The organism is Marinicella litoralis, from assembly GCF_002591915.1.
In the GTDB taxonomy this organism is placed as follows: domain Bacteria; phylum Pseudomonadota; class Gammaproteobacteria; order Xanthomonadales; family Marinicellaceae; genus Marinicella; species Marinicella litoralis.
This window is the reverse complement of the sequence record NZ_NIHB01000007.1, coordinates 34,397-50,092: the sequence shown is the minus strand read 5'-3', so window position 1 is coordinate 50,092 and position 15,696 is coordinate 34,397. Positions and strand designations below refer to the sequence as shown.

13 protein-coding genes are annotated in these 15,696 nt (G+C 41.5%); 9 read left to right on the top strand and 4 right to left on the bottom strand.

Annotation, left to right across the window (positions count from 1 at the left end; genetic code table 11):
* Nucleotides 1-71 precede the first annotated feature (71 nt).
* On the top strand, nt 72-233 hold the full coding sequence (locus CCS90_RS14995) for a hypothetical protein (protein ID WP_162846847.1): 162 nt from the start codon (nt 72-74) through the stop codon (nt 231-233).
* A gap of 57 nt (nt 234-290) precedes the next feature.
* The gene (locus tag CCS90_RS14150; RefSeq protein WP_099020229.1) at nt 291-2,096 is read left to right on the top strand and encodes a tetratricopeptide repeat-containing diguanylate cyclase; all 1,806 of its coding nucleotides are present in this window, start codon (nt 291-293) and stop codon (nt 2,094-2,096) included.
* On the opposite strand, the gene CCS90_RS14145 is transcribed toward CCS90_RS14150, so the two are convergent.
* Nucleotides 2,083-3,183 carry a pyridoxal phosphate-dependent aminotransferase gene (locus CCS90_RS14145; RefSeq protein WP_099020228.1) on the bottom strand — a complete coding sequence of 367 codons (1,101 nt, stop codon included), beginning with the start codon at nt 3,181-3,183 and terminating at the stop codon, nt 2,083-2,085. The two genes, CCS90_RS14150 and CCS90_RS14145, sit on opposite strands and share 14 nt — an antisense overlap.
* Nucleotides 3,180-5,294: a 5-histidylcysteine sulfoxide synthase gene (ovoA, locus tag CCS90_RS14140; protein WP_211337042.1), complete on the bottom strand. Its 2,115-nt coding sequence runs from the start codon at nt 5,292-5,294 to the stop codon at nt 3,180-3,182. The genes CCS90_RS14145 and ovoA overlap by 4 nt, the downstream gene beginning before the upstream one ends.
* 319 nt (nt 5,295-5,613) lie before the next feature.
* Here ovoA and rsfS point away from each other — a divergent pair, with 319 nt between their 5' ends.
* From rsfS to tldD, 7 genes are read left to right on the top strand one after another with little or no spacing between them, the layout of a single operon-like run.
* Entirely contained in the window at nt 5,614-5,976 is a 363-nt protein-coding gene (gene rsfS / locus CCS90_RS14135) for a ribosome silencing factor (RefSeq protein WP_246027025.1), read from the top strand.
* Nucleotides 5,973-6,443, top strand: a complete 471-nt coding sequence (gene rlmH, locus CCS90_RS14130) for a 23S rRNA (pseudouridine(1915)-N(3))-methyltransferase RlmH (protein WP_099020226.1) — start codon at nt 5,973-5,975, stop codon at nt 6,441-6,443. Before rsfS ends, rlmH begins: the two co-directional genes overlap by 4 nt.
* The gene (locus tag CCS90_RS14125; protein WP_246027024.1) at nt 6,436-7,044 is read left to right on the top strand and encodes a Maf family protein; all 609 of its coding nucleotides are present in this window, start codon (nt 6,436-6,438) and stop codon (nt 7,042-7,044) included. Before rlmH ends, CCS90_RS14125 begins: the two co-directional genes overlap by 8 nt.
* 13 nt (nt 7,045-7,057) lie before the next feature.
* The gene (locus CCS90_RS14120) at nt 7,058-8,521 is read left to right on the top strand and encodes an Rne/Rng family ribonuclease (protein WP_099020224.1); all 1,464 of its coding nucleotides are present in this window, start codon (nt 7,058-7,060) and stop codon (nt 8,519-8,521) included.
* Between the two features lie 12 nt (nt 8,522-8,533).
* Nucleotides 8,534-12,208 (top strand): YhdP family phospholipid transporter, encoded by a 3,675-nt coding sequence (locus tag CCS90_RS14115; RefSeq protein WP_099020223.1) that lies wholly within the window; start codon nt 8,534-8,536, stop codon nt 12,206-12,208.
* Nucleotides 12,201-13,022, top strand: a complete 822-nt coding sequence (locus tag CCS90_RS14110) for a paraquat-inducible protein A (RefSeq protein ID WP_099020222.1) — start codon at nt 12,201-12,203, stop codon at nt 13,020-13,022. Before CCS90_RS14115 ends, CCS90_RS14110 begins: the two co-directional genes overlap by 8 nt.
* A 4-nt stretch (nt 13,023-13,026) precedes the next feature.
* On the top strand, nt 13,027-14,466 hold the full coding sequence (tldD, locus tag CCS90_RS14105; protein WP_099020221.1) for a metalloprotease TldD: 1,440 nt from the start codon (nt 13,027-13,029) through the stop codon (nt 14,464-14,466).
* Nucleotides 14,467-14,525: 59 nt separating this feature from the next.
* Here the strand turns inward: tldD and CCS90_RS14100 are convergent, their stop codons facing one another.
* Together CCS90_RS14100 and CCS90_RS14095 are read right to left on the bottom strand one after the other, a co-directional pair.
* Complete coding sequence (locus CCS90_RS14100; RefSeq protein ID WP_133566503.1) at nt 14,526-15,209, bottom strand: choice-of-anchor Q domain-containing protein; 684 nt, start codon at nt 15,207-15,209, stop codon at nt 14,526-14,528.
* Nucleotides 15,210-15,386: 177 nt separating this feature from the next.
* Nucleotides 15,387-15,686, bottom strand: coding sequence for a hypothetical protein (locus tag CCS90_RS14095; protein ID WP_099020219.1), 300 nt, complete (start codon nt 15,684-15,686; stop codon nt 15,387-15,389).
* Between the last annotated feature and the right edge of the window lie 10 nt (nt 15,687-15,696).

Sequence of the window (15,696 nt, the reverse complement as noted above, 5' to 3'; positions counted from 1 at the left end):
ATGTTAGAATAGATTGATTGTTGGCATTGAGGTGCCAGCAATTTATTTTTAAAAATCACAATAGAGGTGTTATGAATAAACCAGTAAAAATATTAGAAAACATAGGTCAAACCGACTCTGTTCATCAAAATAACCAGATTGCAAGTCAATTATCGGATGATCAAGTGCAGCAGTTGTTATCGCTAGACAACGAGCTTAAGTGTGCACACCATCCTGGTGATGACGACGATTGATATCAATTCAATATCATGACACAGTGCCTTTGAAAATTCACGGGCACTTTTTATTTAATGGTTAAATCATTCAAACAATTCTTAATCGCTGGTTTTATGGCCTTTGCTCCTGCTTATGCCGAAATCAATGACAGTGAGCAAAATCCAAACATCAATCAATTGGAAGCCCAGCTCATTGATTTGGAGAAAATCCGAAAAGTACAACAAGATGAGTTTGGAGCTAAGTTAGAAGCCATGCAACCATTGATGGCGACCATGTCAGCCGATGAGCAATGTCTGTATCAATACTTGTCTATTTATAAAGAAAGTTATAAAGGTGATTACTCCCAATCAATCAATGCATTGAAGCAAACCAAGGCACTGTGTGAGACACCTGAATACAAAGCCAGGGTTGTTCAGTTTCTGGCGAACCTACAAGTCATAACAGGTGATTTTGAACCTGCGCTGAAAAATTTGAACACAGCGATTCAGATCACAGAAAATACAGAAGATGATTACCTGAGGTCACTGACCAATAACGTGGCTGCCATTTCGTATCGCTTAATGAATCAAGATGAAATTGCCTTAAAATACGCAGACTTGCTGATCTCAGGTGATTTTACTGAAGATGACAAATGCATGGGTGGTTTTAACAAATACAGAATATTGATGAGGCAAGGAAAGGGCGCTGAGTACATCAATGAAATTGAACAAGCCATTGAACGCTGTGAAGCGGTTGAAAATCACATTGCCTCGCTGTTCTTACAATTAGATCAAGTTCGCTATCAATTTCCTCAAAAAGACAGCCATGATTCGGCTCAGGCACTGCAAGCAGTTGATACACTGGAGTCTTTAGAAGATGAGGTCATTAAAACACAATTTAAAAACATCAAAGTGTATTACCATGCCTTGATGGCGCATATGTATTGGATTGCTGATATGAATAAGCAAGCCATGTCCTATGGAAAATTGGCCATTGCAGAAAACATCAGTATTGGAGAGTCAGAGCAGTTGATTTTAGCGCTCAATGTACTGATTCAATTAAGTCTGGAAGCCAATACGATGCAACCCGCTTATTTATTTTTAGCCAAGAAAAATGAGATTGAAAAGGCTGTGTTTGAACGAAAATTGGCGACCCAAGTAGCTTATTATCGTGTCAAACATGCCAACTTAGCGCAAGAATTACAGATTGAGCAATTGAATCAAAACAATAAACTGTTGGTGTTAGAAAATAGGCTGTCAGTTGAAACCGCGAAAAAGCAACAATTGATGATGTTGTTGATTGTCAGTGTTTTGCTGTTGTTAGGTGTCTGGACTTATAAAATCAAGAAAAGACATGATTATTTTAAAGAAGTGGCGGAAATTGACCATCTGACCAAAGTCTTTACCCGCAAAGCATTTGAAGAACGAATGAAACAAATGATGGCAAGCTGTAAGGAAAAGCAAGAGCCCATTAATTTAGCCATCATGGACTTGGATCATTTTAAAAATGTCAACGACCAGCATGGCCATTTAGTCGGTGACTGGGTGTTGCGGGAAGTCATCATTACCTGTGAAAATGTAGCTGATCACGACATCATGATTGCACGCTTAGGCGGCGAAGAATTTTGTATTGTTTCGCCTGGAATCACTCACCAGAAAATGATTGCTTTGATGGAAAAAATGCGCCTAGCGATCACCGAATTAGACTGCTCACCTTCTGGTGCCAGTTTCAACATCACAGCCAGCTTTGGCATCAGCAGCAATGGGTTTTCTGGTTATAAGACTTCGATGTTGTTGACCCACGCTGACTTGGCTTTGTTTGAAGCAAAAAACAAAGGCCGCAATCAGGTTGTTTCCTATGCTTCATTGCTCAAAGGTAACGCTGTGGTTAGGGCTTCATAATTGTCGACAACAGGGAAGCCGACCCTTTTTGGCCCAGGGTTAACCTGAATCCTTGTTGTTGCGTCAGAAAGACCTCGTTGGGCATCACCATGATGGATGATTGCTTGGCTAAATCATCAACAAACCCTGCGGCCACTTTGTTTTTCAATTGGACGAAGCCAGTTGCCGAAGCTTGTGGCGGGTGCCAGTGAAGTTGTGAGTGGCCATCTAAATATTTTTCTACAAGTGCTTTATTGGTTTTGATGATTTCAACATGCCTTTGCCACAAACGTTCGCTGTGTGGAACCAGTGTTTGACACAACTGTGCATCTAAACTGCTTTGACAAATGGAAAGGTGTGATTTTATCACCATGATTTTATCGACCAATGACTGATTTTGCGTAGAAACCCACCCCACCCTGATGCCTGGTAACCCCAAGGCTTTTGATACCACCCCAATGGCTATGGCTTTGTGGTACAAATCAGCTGCTGAAGTTAATCTGTGCTTGACTTGGTGTTCCAAGCCGCGAAACACTTCGTCTGAAAACAGCCAACAATGGTTCTTTTCACACAATTCAACGATGCGTTGTAAATCAGCAGAACTGATGTGTGAGCCGGTTGGGTTATGTGGAAAATTGATAATCAATAACTTGGTTTCTGGTTTTAAACATGAAGTCAAAGCAGGCCAATCTATACGCCATTGATCTTGGGGTTTTAATTGACAGGTACTGACCTTTGCACCCAAATCATGTGCCACTTTGTGTAAAGGTTCAAAACAAGGCGTTATAACCACCACATGATCACCCGGATCCAACAAAGCATGCATGGTTAAAAATATCCCTTCTTGTGCGCCTGAAGTAAGCACAATGTCATTGGTTTTTATTTGCTTGTGATAATGAAGACTTAGGCTATGGCGTAATTTTTCATTGCCTTGTGAGGACTCATAACCTAAGGGCGCATTTTTAAGCACAGCCACCACATCAACTTGAGTCAATTCAGCCACTTCATCCCATGTCATTGGTTGTGGGTTGCTGCTGTGCATATTGTGTAATGATCCAGCTGGCCATTGGCCACTGAATTGAGCCATCTTAAACGGCTCGAAATTCATTTGTGTTTTTTCCAGACTGTTAACTGAGCGACTGTGTGTTGATGTTTTCGCGCTGTCTCTCTGATCACAAAGGGTATATCCTGAGGTAGACCCACCAATTCAAAATCTGCTTTTAGATGTTCTTTAAGGGCGTCCAAAGTGGTGTGATTTTCACCGTTGATTTTAACGCCACCCAACCAATTTTGTTTTTCAGTGAATTCTTCCAGCCATGTGTAAGGTGATGTGATAACCAGGTAACCACCAGCATTGATGCGGTCTTTGATGCTGGACAAAAACTGCTTGGGTTGGTACAGCCGATCTATCAGATTGCCAGCAAAGATCAAATCATAATGATCATATTTGGCTTTTAAATTACAGGCGTCACCTTGTGCAAATTCGATGTTGTTGGCTTTTTCTCCCAAGTCCAATGTAGACAAGCTGAAGGATTTGACTTCAGTCAGTTCGCCTTCAGTAGGAATCATGTATTTAACTTCACCATGATCTACCAAGTTAATGGCATTGCGAATAAAGCGCGTAGAAAAATCCAGGGCATCAACATGGTCATAATACTTCGCCAACTCAAAAGAACTCCTTCCTACCGCACAACCTAAGTCTAATGCGCGTTTGTGTTCGGATAAATCAACATATTGAATCAAAGTATCTATACAGGCTTTGGGGAAATTTGGTACATTGAAATATTCATTGCCATAATGAAATTCGAGGTACTGAGAAATGAGTTCATCCGTTTCATAGGTGTTAAAATTTTGGTTCACTTGTTGCTCCGATTCGACGTATCTAAATCCTGCGTGTTGAAAAAAATGCCTGCGAAAGGCGTATCTTGAATCCTTATGGGCTTCATTACCGGTACTGATCCAACTGCCACCTTTGATCAGGTTGTGTTGGCCGTCAAAGGTGGGTACAGAGAAGTCATCATAAGCTGGATGAACTTGAAAACCTGCAAAACCATCGATGGCTGTTTCTGTCCATTGCCACACATTGCCAATAACGTCGCCAAATTGCTCCTGGCCAAAAGTAAAATGATCAACGGGAACAGACGAGGCAAAATAAGCCAAATCAATGTTGGCAGGTGTATGGTCCCAATGTGGATAGTGGGTGTTGATGGTGTGTTGGTATAAGCGAAACCATTCAGCTTCGGTTGGTAATCTGATGGGCTCTCCAGTCCGAGCTGCTAACCAATTACAAAAAGCTTTGGCTTCAAGGTAATTAACATCGGCTGGCCAACTCCAAGGCATGGGAAGCTCTTCTGTCATACTGCGGTAATACCATTGGCCTGCTTTTTTCAACCAAAACGTGGGGTGTTCAGCTTGCTTGAATTGCTTCCACTGCCAGCCTTCATCGGTCCACCATTGAATGTCTTGATAGCCACCATCTTCGATGAATGATAAAAACTCGTGATTAGAAACCAAATATTGACTGGCTTTGAAAGCAGCGACTTCAGTCTCCAAACTCCCATACTCATTGTCCCAGCCGTAAGTTTCGCTGGGCAGCTGGCGACCTTGATGAATGGTGCCAGCATCAATATGAATTAAGCTGTTTTGAACCACAGGGTTGTCATTTTGACATCGAGGCCATTCACTGTGAGGTTTGACCTGATGGATGTCCAATTGTCTGATCAATACCGAAGAAGTTTCTAAGTGAATCCGTTCATGTTCAATCCCCATCAAGATGATCCAAAAGGGGTCATCCCACCCAATGGGCAAGGTCAATGGTAATTGATCAATTAAATTCAACACCAGTTGACTCACATGCTTGCGATAATTTCTGACTTCTTGAACGCTGGGCCACTGATAATTGCCATCATTCAAGTCATCCCAAGACATTTCATCGACACCAATGGCCATCATTGACTCAATGTCGTCATTGATGTTGTGTTCAATTAATTTAGCCACTCGCAGTTTGTTGACAAAAAAGACTGCGGTGTGGGCAAAATAGAAAATCAATGGGTGGCGCAATGATTCAGGTTTGAGGTAATAGGCTTCGTCATTGGCTAAGCATTCAAATAAATTTTCATACCGTGTATAGGTACTCATGAAATGGGCTTTGATTTCATTCCTTTTTGCGTTGGCACTGCCGTTTTGAATCAAAGGCGTCTTGCTGATAGGTGTTGACATATTAATCGGTGGGTATATTTTGTTGTTTTGGAGTGTCATATGATGCCTTTGGCTGTGTGAAGATTGTATCAATTTGTGGGTTATAATTCCATGAAACGCGTGAATAGATTTTTCATCTAAGCAGCTGATGATGTCTTTTTCATGATTTGATATTCAATGATGCGTTTAACAAGAGTTGACAGCAAAAGAGGTGAAATACCAACAAATTTTTCAATTAAATCTTCGGAATGTCCATATAGCTGCGACTTATCAGTAAAAGCATTTCATGTTTTCAAGTTTTACATGTTAAAATGCCTCCGTTTTATTAAACTGTTAATTTGTGCAAAAAAATATAGAAGATACCAACCCAAGCAACTCAATTTCAGAAATCATCTCTCAAGCGGTCGAATCAGCCAAAGCGCAAAATGTCATCACTTTACCTGTCAGTCATTTGACTGCAGTTACTGACTATATGATTATTTGTAGCGGCAGTTCAAACCGACACATGAGACACTTGGCTGAAACTGCAGTCGCAGCGATTGAAGAAAATGGTGGTGAAATACTCAGTACAGAAGGCATGAATTCTGATGAATGGATTATTGTGGATTGTGGTGATGCGGTTTTACATGTAATGAGTGTTGAAGCACGTGAGTTTTATCATCTGGAAGGCCTTTGGGACATCAAAGAATCAACTGAAGAATGAAAATCAGTTTGCTTTCACTCGGGCATAAGATGCCAGATTGGGTGAATGCTGCCTATCAAACTTACAACGATCGACTGCCCGCTCACCTCAAAATAAATTTGGTTGAATTGAACCCAGTTTCGAGACAAAAAGGCCTGTCGATTGCTCAAATAAAGTCACACGAAGCCCAGATAATTTCCAAACAACTTAAACCTGGCGCCTTGAACATTGCGTTGGATGAAAAGGGTCGGTCTATCAGCACGACTTTTTTATCTCAACAATTAGCGAATTGGCAAATGCAGGGGCAAGACATCAATCTCATCATTGGTGGTGCAGACGGCCTAGATGAGTCAATTTTAAAACTGGCCAAACAGACTTGGTCGTTATCAAAATTAATATTTCCGCATCAGCTGGTCCGTGTCATTATGGCAGAACAAATCTATCGAGCGTACAGCATGCTGAATAACCATCCATATCACCGTGAATAAATCTACCCATCCCACCCTGATGTTGGCGTCAGCTTCACCCAGGCGCAAACAATTGCTAGAGCAGTTAGGCTGGCAGGTACAGGTGCAAGCGGTGGATATCGATGAAACACCTTATCCCAATGAGCCTGCCGATCAATATTGCCATCGGATGTCAATTGAAAAAGCCGAAGCAGCTCAAGTCCAAGTGTCTATAAAGTGGCCTATACTAACGGCAGACACCACTGTGGTACATCACGATCGAATTTTGGGCAAGCCACAAAGTGTTGATGAGGCTTTTGCTGTATTGAATCAACTGTCAGGATCAAGTCATCAGGTCTATACAGCAGTGACGGTTGTTTACCTGGGTAAGGTTCATTCGTTGATGAATCGCAGTGATGTCAAGTTTGCAAAAATTAATGAAGCACAAATACATGCTTATATAGCCACTGGAGAGCCGATGGATAAAGCGGGTTCTTACGGTATACAAGGTTATGCTGCGATGTGGATCGAGCACATCAGTGGCAGTTATTCTGGAATAATGGGTTTACCCTTGTTTGAGACCTCACAACTGCTTAATAAACTGGATATAATAAGTCCATTAGATGTCTTAAAGACATTGTAGAAAAGGTGAGCTTATGTCCAAAGAGATATTAATCAACAGCAATGGATTTGAGACGCGTGTGGCTTTGGTCGAGGAGGGCATGCTTTCTGAGGTGTGGCTTGAACGCGGACAGAAACATTCTATCGTAGGTAACATTTACCAAGGAACCGTAGAAAAAGTGTTGCCAGGCTTACAAGCAGCCTTTGTAAACATTGGACAAGAAAAAGCGGCTTTTATTCATGTCTCGGACATCGCTGAACAACACATAGAATCCACCACAGTGGCTGAAGGGTCCATTGCTCGCATTTTACATGAAGGGCAAAAAATTGTGGTGCAGGTGTTTAAAGACCAAATAGGCAGCAAAGGAGCCAGGATCACAACGCAACTCAGTATTCCCAGTCGGTACTTGGTGATGTTGCCCAATTCCCCGTCTTTAGCGGCCATTTCAGCACGCATCACAGATGAGTCAGAACGTGACCGTCTGACTGCGTTGTTGATGAAGATCAACCAGAACAATGATGCATTTGGCTTAATAGCCAGAACCAATGCCGAACAAGTGAGTTATACAGCCTTGTATCATGATTGGCGTTTCTTGCAACGGTTGTGGCAACAAATTGAACAACGTATCAATGAATCAAAGTCACCCTGTTTAATTTACAGTGAATTTTCATTGGCCAAAAAAGTGGTCAGAGATCAAATCAACGAAAACTTGACTAAAATAACCACAGATTCTTACGACATCTACCAAAACGTTAGAATGTTTGTAGCAGATTATGCAGCAGATTGGTCTGGTGAATTGATTGAATACAAATCCACTCGACCTTTGTTTGATCAATTTCACATTGATGATGAAATAGATCGTTCAATCAGTAAAAGGGTGCCATTAAAATCAGGTGGTAATTTGGTTTTTGATCAAAATGAAGCAATGACCACCATAGATATCAATACCGGTCAATATGTGGGTTATAAGTCATTAGAAGACACTGCATTTAAGACCAATTTAGAAGCAGCTCAGACCATTGCCCGTCAGTTAAGGCTGAGGAATATAGGCGGCATCATCATCATTGATTTCATTGATATGATTGAAAAATCTCATAAAATTCAAGTTTTACAAACCCTTGAAGAATGTCTTGAGCCTGACAGCGCCCGAACCAATGTACTTGGGTTTACAGGTTTGGGGCTGGTTGAAATGACTCGTAAGCGAACCACTGAGAATTTAAATGACCTGTTGTGTGAACCTTGTGATAAATGCCAAGGCAATGGATCCATTGAAACCATCGAAACCATCAGTTTTAAATTATTTCGGGAAATCACTCGTTCTGTTAAACAATTCAAAGCCAGCAAAGTGATGGTGATAGGTTCATCTCGCTTGGTCAAATACATCATTGATGAACATTCTGAAACTTTGGCTGAAATGGAAGAAGCATTGGGCAAAAGAATCAGTTTTCAAGCGGAAGACAGTTATGAGAGGCATCAACATGATGTGGTCTTGCTTTAAGGATTTGGATCAATGACCAAAACGAAAAAACATCATTGGTTGTTTAAGTTGTGGGTAAAAATTCGTGGCTTACTGGCATTGACAGTGGTCTTGGCTGGAGTTTGTGTTGGTTTATTAAGCTTGTTGTTACCATTTGAATCTTTGTACCAAAAGCAATTGGAACAATTTTTAGAAGAACAATGGAACTTGGAAGTCAATATTGATCAAATTGATGGTTCATGGAATGGTTATGGACCTTATTTCCAGTTAAAGAATTTAACCCTCAGTGGCAAGCAAAATATTGAATTGGAAGCCGCCAGTTTATCAATAAATGTCTACCAGTATTTACTGCCTGGCGGTCGCACAGGGATTGATTTAAGCATCAACAATGCAGAATTGGGCATGATCCAATCGGCGGATGGTGCCAGCATAACCATCAACAACCAACAAGACGAAGCGAAATTCACAGACATGTTGGATCGGGTACTCACTACCGGTTCGCTGCGGGTGGATGAATTGGTTTTGAACATAGCCAACCAAGAAGGCAAAGTTTTATTGGCTGGCTTAAAAGCTGATTTCTTGCTGGAACAAGATAAAACCCAAAGGGCTTTCAAGCTCTTGATTAACAGTGCCAAAGACAACCAAAACATTGAAGTAAGAAGCCTGAGTCAAAGGTCTCAGAGCCTTACCCGTAATGCACAATGGTATATAAAGTTTCATCAATTTGAGGTAAACCAACTGAATGAACTGGTAACAGACATTCAGTTTCCAAACGGCTACCTGGATGGTCAACTGTGGGTCACTGCAGAAAATGGTTATGTCAGCCATGCATTGGGTGACCTTAATTGGTCAAATCCTGAGCAAGGAATGTCATTTCAATTAAAAGTGAAGCACCAAGGAGATGACAAGCATTGGTTAAGTCATTGGCAACTTGATGATTTATCAGTCAATGGTGTTAACCATGATGATTTTGAAATCAATGTACAACGCAATGGAACAATCAGTCAAATCAAAAGTGGAGGTTTGCCGATTGATTTAATGACTCAGTTTTTGCTGGAAATCAAACCGCAAAATGCATATTACCAAAGCTTATTGGATCAGTTGAGGGGTGATTTGTCGAACATTGAGTTGAGTTTTGATCACGCCGCCGCAGAGTTGCAATCAGGTTTTGTGGCATTCGAAGGCTTGGCCGTGAAGCATGAGTCCTTTGATTTGGCAGGCCTGTCAGGCGAAGTCAAATTAACTACAAATCAAGCCAACATTTTACTTGATACCGGTTCAGGTCATTTGTCAGCACCAGCGCTTTATCGAGACACCTTGAATTGGCAACAATTGTCGGCTCAATTAGATGTTGATTTTGCGAGTTCTGATAGGCAGGTCAGGTTGAATAACTTTTGGTGTGATTGTGAAGATTTTGACTTGCAACTTTGGATGCACCTTGATTTGACAGCGGTTAATTCTGTGATTTTGAACAGTCGCCTGAATGATGTGGATGTGAGTATGCTATGGAAATATTGGCCACACAATGTATGGAAAGAAAAAACTTTGAATTGGTTAGACAACAGCTTACTCAAAGGGCTTGTTGAAACGGGCTTTGTTTTTGTCAATGGGGACATGATCCCACAAGCATTTAAAAGTGGTGCCGCAGCGTTTGTTTCCAGGGCTTATGTTAGAAATACAAGCAACCAATTTCGTCCAGATTGGCCTGTTGTATCGGACTTGAATGCCACCGCTTTATTTACCCACGATGAGGTCCATGTATCGGTGAATCAAGCCAAAACCCAGGGCATAGAAATAGCCAAGAGCCAGGTTGATATCGATTCATTGGATGTGGGCATTTTATCTGTTGAGATGACTGCAAAAGCAAAAAACAACCAACTTCTGGATTACCTGAATCAATCGCCTTTATCAAATAACATCAAATTAAGTGATGCCATCACATTAAGTGGTGATCAACAGATTGCATTGAACTTTGATATTTCATTGAAAAGTGATAAAAAAACTGATTTTAACCCACAAGGACAAATTAACTTCAACCAAGGTACATTTGAAACCGAACATTTTAGCCTTGACCATATCAATGGCCCCGTCCAATTGGATGGCTATGATTTACTGATAGATGACTTGGCAGCAGAATTGCAATCGGCTCCGGTTAAATTGAATGGAAAAATAGCCACCAAAACAGCAACTGGCTTGTCCATAGATGTGAATATTGCAGGTTTTTTGAATGCTGAATATTTATTGAATAAAGTGAACCAAATCCTGCCGATTGAAGGCGAGTCATTTTGGAATATATGGATTAAAAACCAACAAGACCAATTATTTATGACCGCACAATCAGACCTGTCAGGGGTCAGTAGCTTATTACCAGCGCCCTTAGACAAGTCTGAAGGTGAACAAAAAACATTTTCCATCAAATGCAACATTCCATGCCAAGAATCCCAGGTGGAAATCAATTACAACAACCAAATTGAATCAATCATCAATACCACAGAAGGTGATTACCACCTGACGCAGTTAAAATTCATTGATCCCAATGCCGAATCACCCAGTGAAGCTCCATTTGGTGGGTACATCAAAGTTTTAGATCTAGACCAATGGTTGGCCTTAATGGCAGAAAATAAAACAGCCAATGAAAGTCAAAATTTACCCTTTTCTGAAGTCAGGGTCAGTATAGAAAAGTTGTTGTTCATGTCTCGTGAGTTCACTGAAATTGATCTTCACATCGTCCGGCAAGCAAGCAGTTATGAAATCAATGTAGACAGTCAGGCAATCAAAGGCTTGGTCACCATTGCTGATGACATAGGCCGCAAAGGCATTGTTGCGCAATTCGATCATTTGAACTGGATAGATTCCGTGCAAAACGACAACACCCACTCACCCACATCAACCAAATCAGCGGTGCCTGATATTCACCTGTGGGCTGAGAATTTCAGTTACGCTGGCATTCCATTGGGTGCTTTAAGAATGGAAATGAGGAACGTCGCTGATGGCATCAAAGTCGAACAAATGAGCATCAAATCAGAGTTGGCAGAAATCAACATATCTGGCGCATGGAACAAAGCCTCAGGACCGATGGGACAATCCAATTTTAATGTGGTGATGTTTTCTGAGAAAATTGCGGATTTTTTGAGTAATGTGGGATTCAACGCTCCAATCACCAATGCCCAGACTTTGATTGAAATGAATGCGATTTGGACGGGTGTACCCAGTGAATTTGATATGGCCAACATTGACGGTGAATTGGACATTAAAATTGGACAAGGCCAAGTGTTGGATCAACAACCAGGTTTTGGTCGTGTTTTGGGCCTGTTTAATCTAACTAATCTACCCAGAAGGTTGCTGTTGGATTTCAGGGATGTGTTGGCAGAAGGCCTGTTGTTCAGAAGTATGGAGGGTCATTTCGTGATTACCGATGGTGTGGCCAACACACAAGATTTTTTAATCAAAGCTTCTTCTGCTAAAATCCACATTCAAGGTGATGTGGGCTTTGCTGAACAAAGTTATAATCAAACCATCACTGTGCGACCTCAAATTGGAAAAACATTCCCAACCATTGGTGCCATTGCTGGTGGTCCAGTGGGTGCAGCGGCTGGATTTTTGGTACAAGGGTTGTTCGATAAACAATTAAAAAATAAAAATGAAATCATCTACCACGTCACTGGTACCTGGGATGATCCCCAAATAGAGTTGATATCCGATGAATAAAAATAACCTGTTCCAAACCCTATACTTGTTGATAGTGGTCAGTTTTTGTACTTATTTGGCTTATGAATCATGGGGGCAGTCTTTGGCTTATGAACATCGAATTGGTGAGTTGTCTGAAAAACTATCAATGTCAGATAATTTTAAATCCAAGAGTAAACAAGTGCTAGAAACCATTACATTTGGTTGGTATCCTGGCCACACCGAAGAACTGGATGCACTGAGTGAGTTAAAAACCAAAGCAGAGTCACATGATAAATTGGCGTATAAATACACCAAGTTATTTATAGCCACATTGGTATTGATGTTTTTAATTCATGGGTTCTTAAAGTCAAAGATATCTTTGATGGCTTTGTTACTGGTCACTATAGTGGCATTGATTACAGGCTGGTTTGCACCAATATTGGCCATCATTGCTTATCAGGAGATCCCTGTTCTGGGACAAACTGTATTTCAGTTTGAATCCAAAAGCATTGTTTCGGCCCTGCAAAAATTATATGACTCTGGGCAAATGGCCATTGCCATTGTCATATTTGTATTTACAATATTAACCCCCATCCTTAAATCATTAATGATGTCTGTGGTTTTATTCAGTCAGAATTTACACTTTTCACAGAAAAGCGTTAAAGTACTTAAGGCCATTGGAAAGTGGTCCATGTTGGATGTTTTTGTTATCGCCATTTTAGTGACTTATTTCACCACCAAGTCAGGTGGCGCTACAGATGCCACTTTGCAAATTGGTGTTTACTATTTCGTTGCTTACGTGATTTCATCCATGTTATTAACTTACCTCATAAATATTAAGAGGGAACCATAAAATAATGTCAATCAAACAAACCAGCCAAACTTTTCTTGAACCAGGTGGTTTAAGTGTTAATGACCTTGAACAAATGCTTGGAGATGCTTTATCCACAGGTGGGGATTTTGCCGACTTGTATTTTCAATCATCACGATTAGAATCATGGGTGTTAGAGAATCAGCAAGTCAAATCAGGCAGCCACAGCATTGATCGAGGGGTCGGAATACGCATCAATCAAGGTGAAAAAACAGGTTTTGCTTATACCGATGCGTTGAATAAAAACAGCATCAATCATGCCGTTCATACAGCTCGCAGCATCGCCAGAAGTCAATCCACTCACAAAGGAGTGAACCTTAAACAACATCAGCCACCTGATCTTTATACTCCCAAAGATGTATTGACTGGTGTAGATAACCAATCCATCTTGGATTTATTGAATCAAATGGATGTGAAAGCCAGGAAACAAGACCACCGAGTTAAAAAAGTGATCTGTTCATTGGTTTCATCGCAAGAAGAAATCATGGTAGCAGCCACGGATGGTGTCTTTGCGGCTGATATCAGACCGATGGTTAAGCTCAGCATCCAAGTCATCTGTACCGATGACAAAGGTCGCATGGAAATGGGTTATGCTGGAGGTGGTGGACGGATATTGTTGAATGATGTGTTTAAAGCAGGCTATGCCGATGGTTATATTGAGCAAGCCATCCATGGCGCTTTGATCAACCTTCAGGCCAAAGAAGCACCGGCGGGTGAAATGCCTGTTGTTTTGGCTGCTGGCTGGCCGGGTGTGCTGTTACATGAAGCGGTTGGACATGGATTGGAAGGAGATTTCAATCGAAAAGGCTCGTCTGCTTTTTCAGGGAAAGTGGGCCAACAGGTCACATCAAAAGTATGCACCATCATTGACAGTGGTATTTTACCCAATAGGCGCGGTTCCTTGAACATAGATGATGAAGGAACTCAGTCACAAGAAAATGTTTTGATAGAAAATGGCATCCTGCGTGGCTACATGCAAGACAAGCTCAATGCCCGGTTAATGGGCGTACCAACAACTGGAAATGGAAGACGAGAATCATTTGCTCATTTGCCAATGCCACGGATGACCAACACCTATATGTTGGGTGGCGAAAATGATCCCAATGAAATCATCGCTTCGGTGGAAAAGGGCTTGTATGCGGTTAATTTCAGTGGCGGTCAAGTGGACATCACCAACGGTAAGTTTGTGTTTTCTGCTTCAGAGGCATACATGATTGAGCATGGTAAAATCTCATACCCTGTTAAGGGTGCCACTTTGATTGGCGATGGTCCAGCTGCTATGCAACAAGTCAGTATGGTAGGCAATGACTTGGCATTTGACCAAGGTTTGGGTGTCTGTGGAAAAGATGGTCAAAGCATCCCTGTTGGCATTGGTCAACCCAGTTTGAAAATAGATAAATTAACGGTGGGTGGAACCCAGGTTTAAAGGCAACCAGGAAATTCTTAATTGATTTCCTGGTTACTGTTTTTGTCAGTGGCTGGGATTCAATCTTCAAAACCGTGTTTAAAAATAACATCTGAATCATTTGGGTCAGTCATTGGGTTGAACTCAACAGCACCCATGTCACAACTTGAAACCATATTGTTGTTACCATCCAAGGGGCGAGTTTCTCCTCTTTGATCTTCATCGGTACAACCATTGCTGGCAGCATCGATGACGCTGTTGTTTGCGTTTATCATCAAGGTAGGCGCAAAACCTCCCCACATATGCAAAGAGCCATTGATTGGATTGTTGATGTTTTCAATGTCGTTCATGCCAGAAAAACCACAAGACTCATCGGTACTGGCATTGTAGTTATTCACTAAATCCACTTCGCTGACTGGATATACCCAGGGATCATTACAGTCCTGAAAATCACTGTTTACGATTAAAGAATGGCGTATCTTAAGTTGTAATTCGTCCAAATGATTGTCATTTCTGGTAAACCGCAAACCCCTGCTTTCATGGTTAGCAATGGTGGATTGATTGATGTCAGTAAAACCACGGTCTGATCTGATGCCAGCAAAACCATTGTTGGCAATGGTGGAATTAAAGATAAAACTGACCGGTGGTGCCGCATTGTTGCCATTCAGGTTAAAATGCATGGCATATTGACTGCTGGTCTGGACAGCATTGCTTGGATTGTCCAACAGTTGGCCATTGTGGGCAATGGTACTGGTTGCGAACAATAAAATTTCCCTGTTGAGTATGGCACTGCCCACTGAATTGAGGTTTTGTGGGGTGTTTTAATTGGTGACTGCGTTGTGGTGAAAATATGAGTTTCCAATCACCACTGTACCATCATTGAAGATGTCACCACCTCGGTTGGCTAAGTTGTTAACAAATACAACTTCATCGGTGGCAAATTAACCACCGTTTTCAATTTTGACTGCACCGCCTTCAATTACATTGGGTGAATTGGCGACGCCATGAGTCAATGTGGCATTGATCAAGGTTAAATCCCCACCGGAATGCACATGAAAAATTCGGTCTGAACCATTGCCGTCAATCACAAAACCGCCAGTGATTCCATTGATGATGATGAGCTCACCGGTGATGTCCAAATCGCCCAGGAAACCACTATCATCTTCACCCGTGTTGGATAAAACATAGGTGTTCTGTGGGATAAGGATGGTGTCTGAGCCGACTTGGGCATTTGATTCCATGATGGCTGCT

What these genes read in the sequence shown, in the direction of transcription:
- CCS90_RS14095 (WP_099020219.1), bottom strand. Translation starts at nt 15,686, where the DNA reads ATGGAATCAAATGCCCAAGTCGGCTCAGACACCATCCTTATCCCACAG.
- CCS90_RS14150 (WP_099020229.1), top strand. Translation starts at nt 291, where the DNA reads ATGGTTAAATCATTCAAACAATTCTTAATCGCTGGTTTTATGGCCTTT.
- rlmH (WP_099020226.1), top strand. Translation starts at nt 5,973, where the DNA reads ATGAAAATCAGTTTGCTTTCACTCGGGCATAAGATGCCAGATTGGGTG.
- CCS90_RS14145 (WP_099020228.1), bottom strand. Translation starts at nt 3,183, where the DNA reads ATGAATTTCGAGCCGTTTAAGATGGCTCAATTCAGTGGCCAATGGCCA.
- CCS90_RS14995 (WP_162846847.1), top strand. Translation starts at nt 72, where the DNA reads ATGAATAAACCAGTAAAAATATTAGAAAACATAGGTCAAACCGACTCT.
- CCS90_RS14110 (WP_099020222.1), top strand. Translation starts at nt 12,201, where the DNA reads ATGAATAAAAATAACCTGTTCCAAACCCTATACTTGTTGATAGTGGTC.
- CCS90_RS14115 (WP_099020223.1), top strand. Translation starts at nt 8,534, where the DNA reads ATGACCAAAACGAAAAAACATCATTGGTTGTTTAAGTTGTGGGTAAAA.
- CCS90_RS14120 (WP_099020224.1), top strand. Translation starts at nt 7,058, where the DNA reads ATGTCCAAAGAGATATTAATCAACAGCAATGGATTTGAGACGCGTGTG.
- ovoA (WP_211337042.1), bottom strand. Translation starts at nt 5,294, where the DNA reads ATGTCAACACCTATCAGCAAGACGCCTTTGATTCAAAACGGCAGTGCC.
- tldD (WP_099020221.1), top strand. Translation starts at nt 13,027, where the DNA reads ATGTCAATCAAACAAACCAGCCAAACTTTTCTTGAACCAGGTGGTTTA.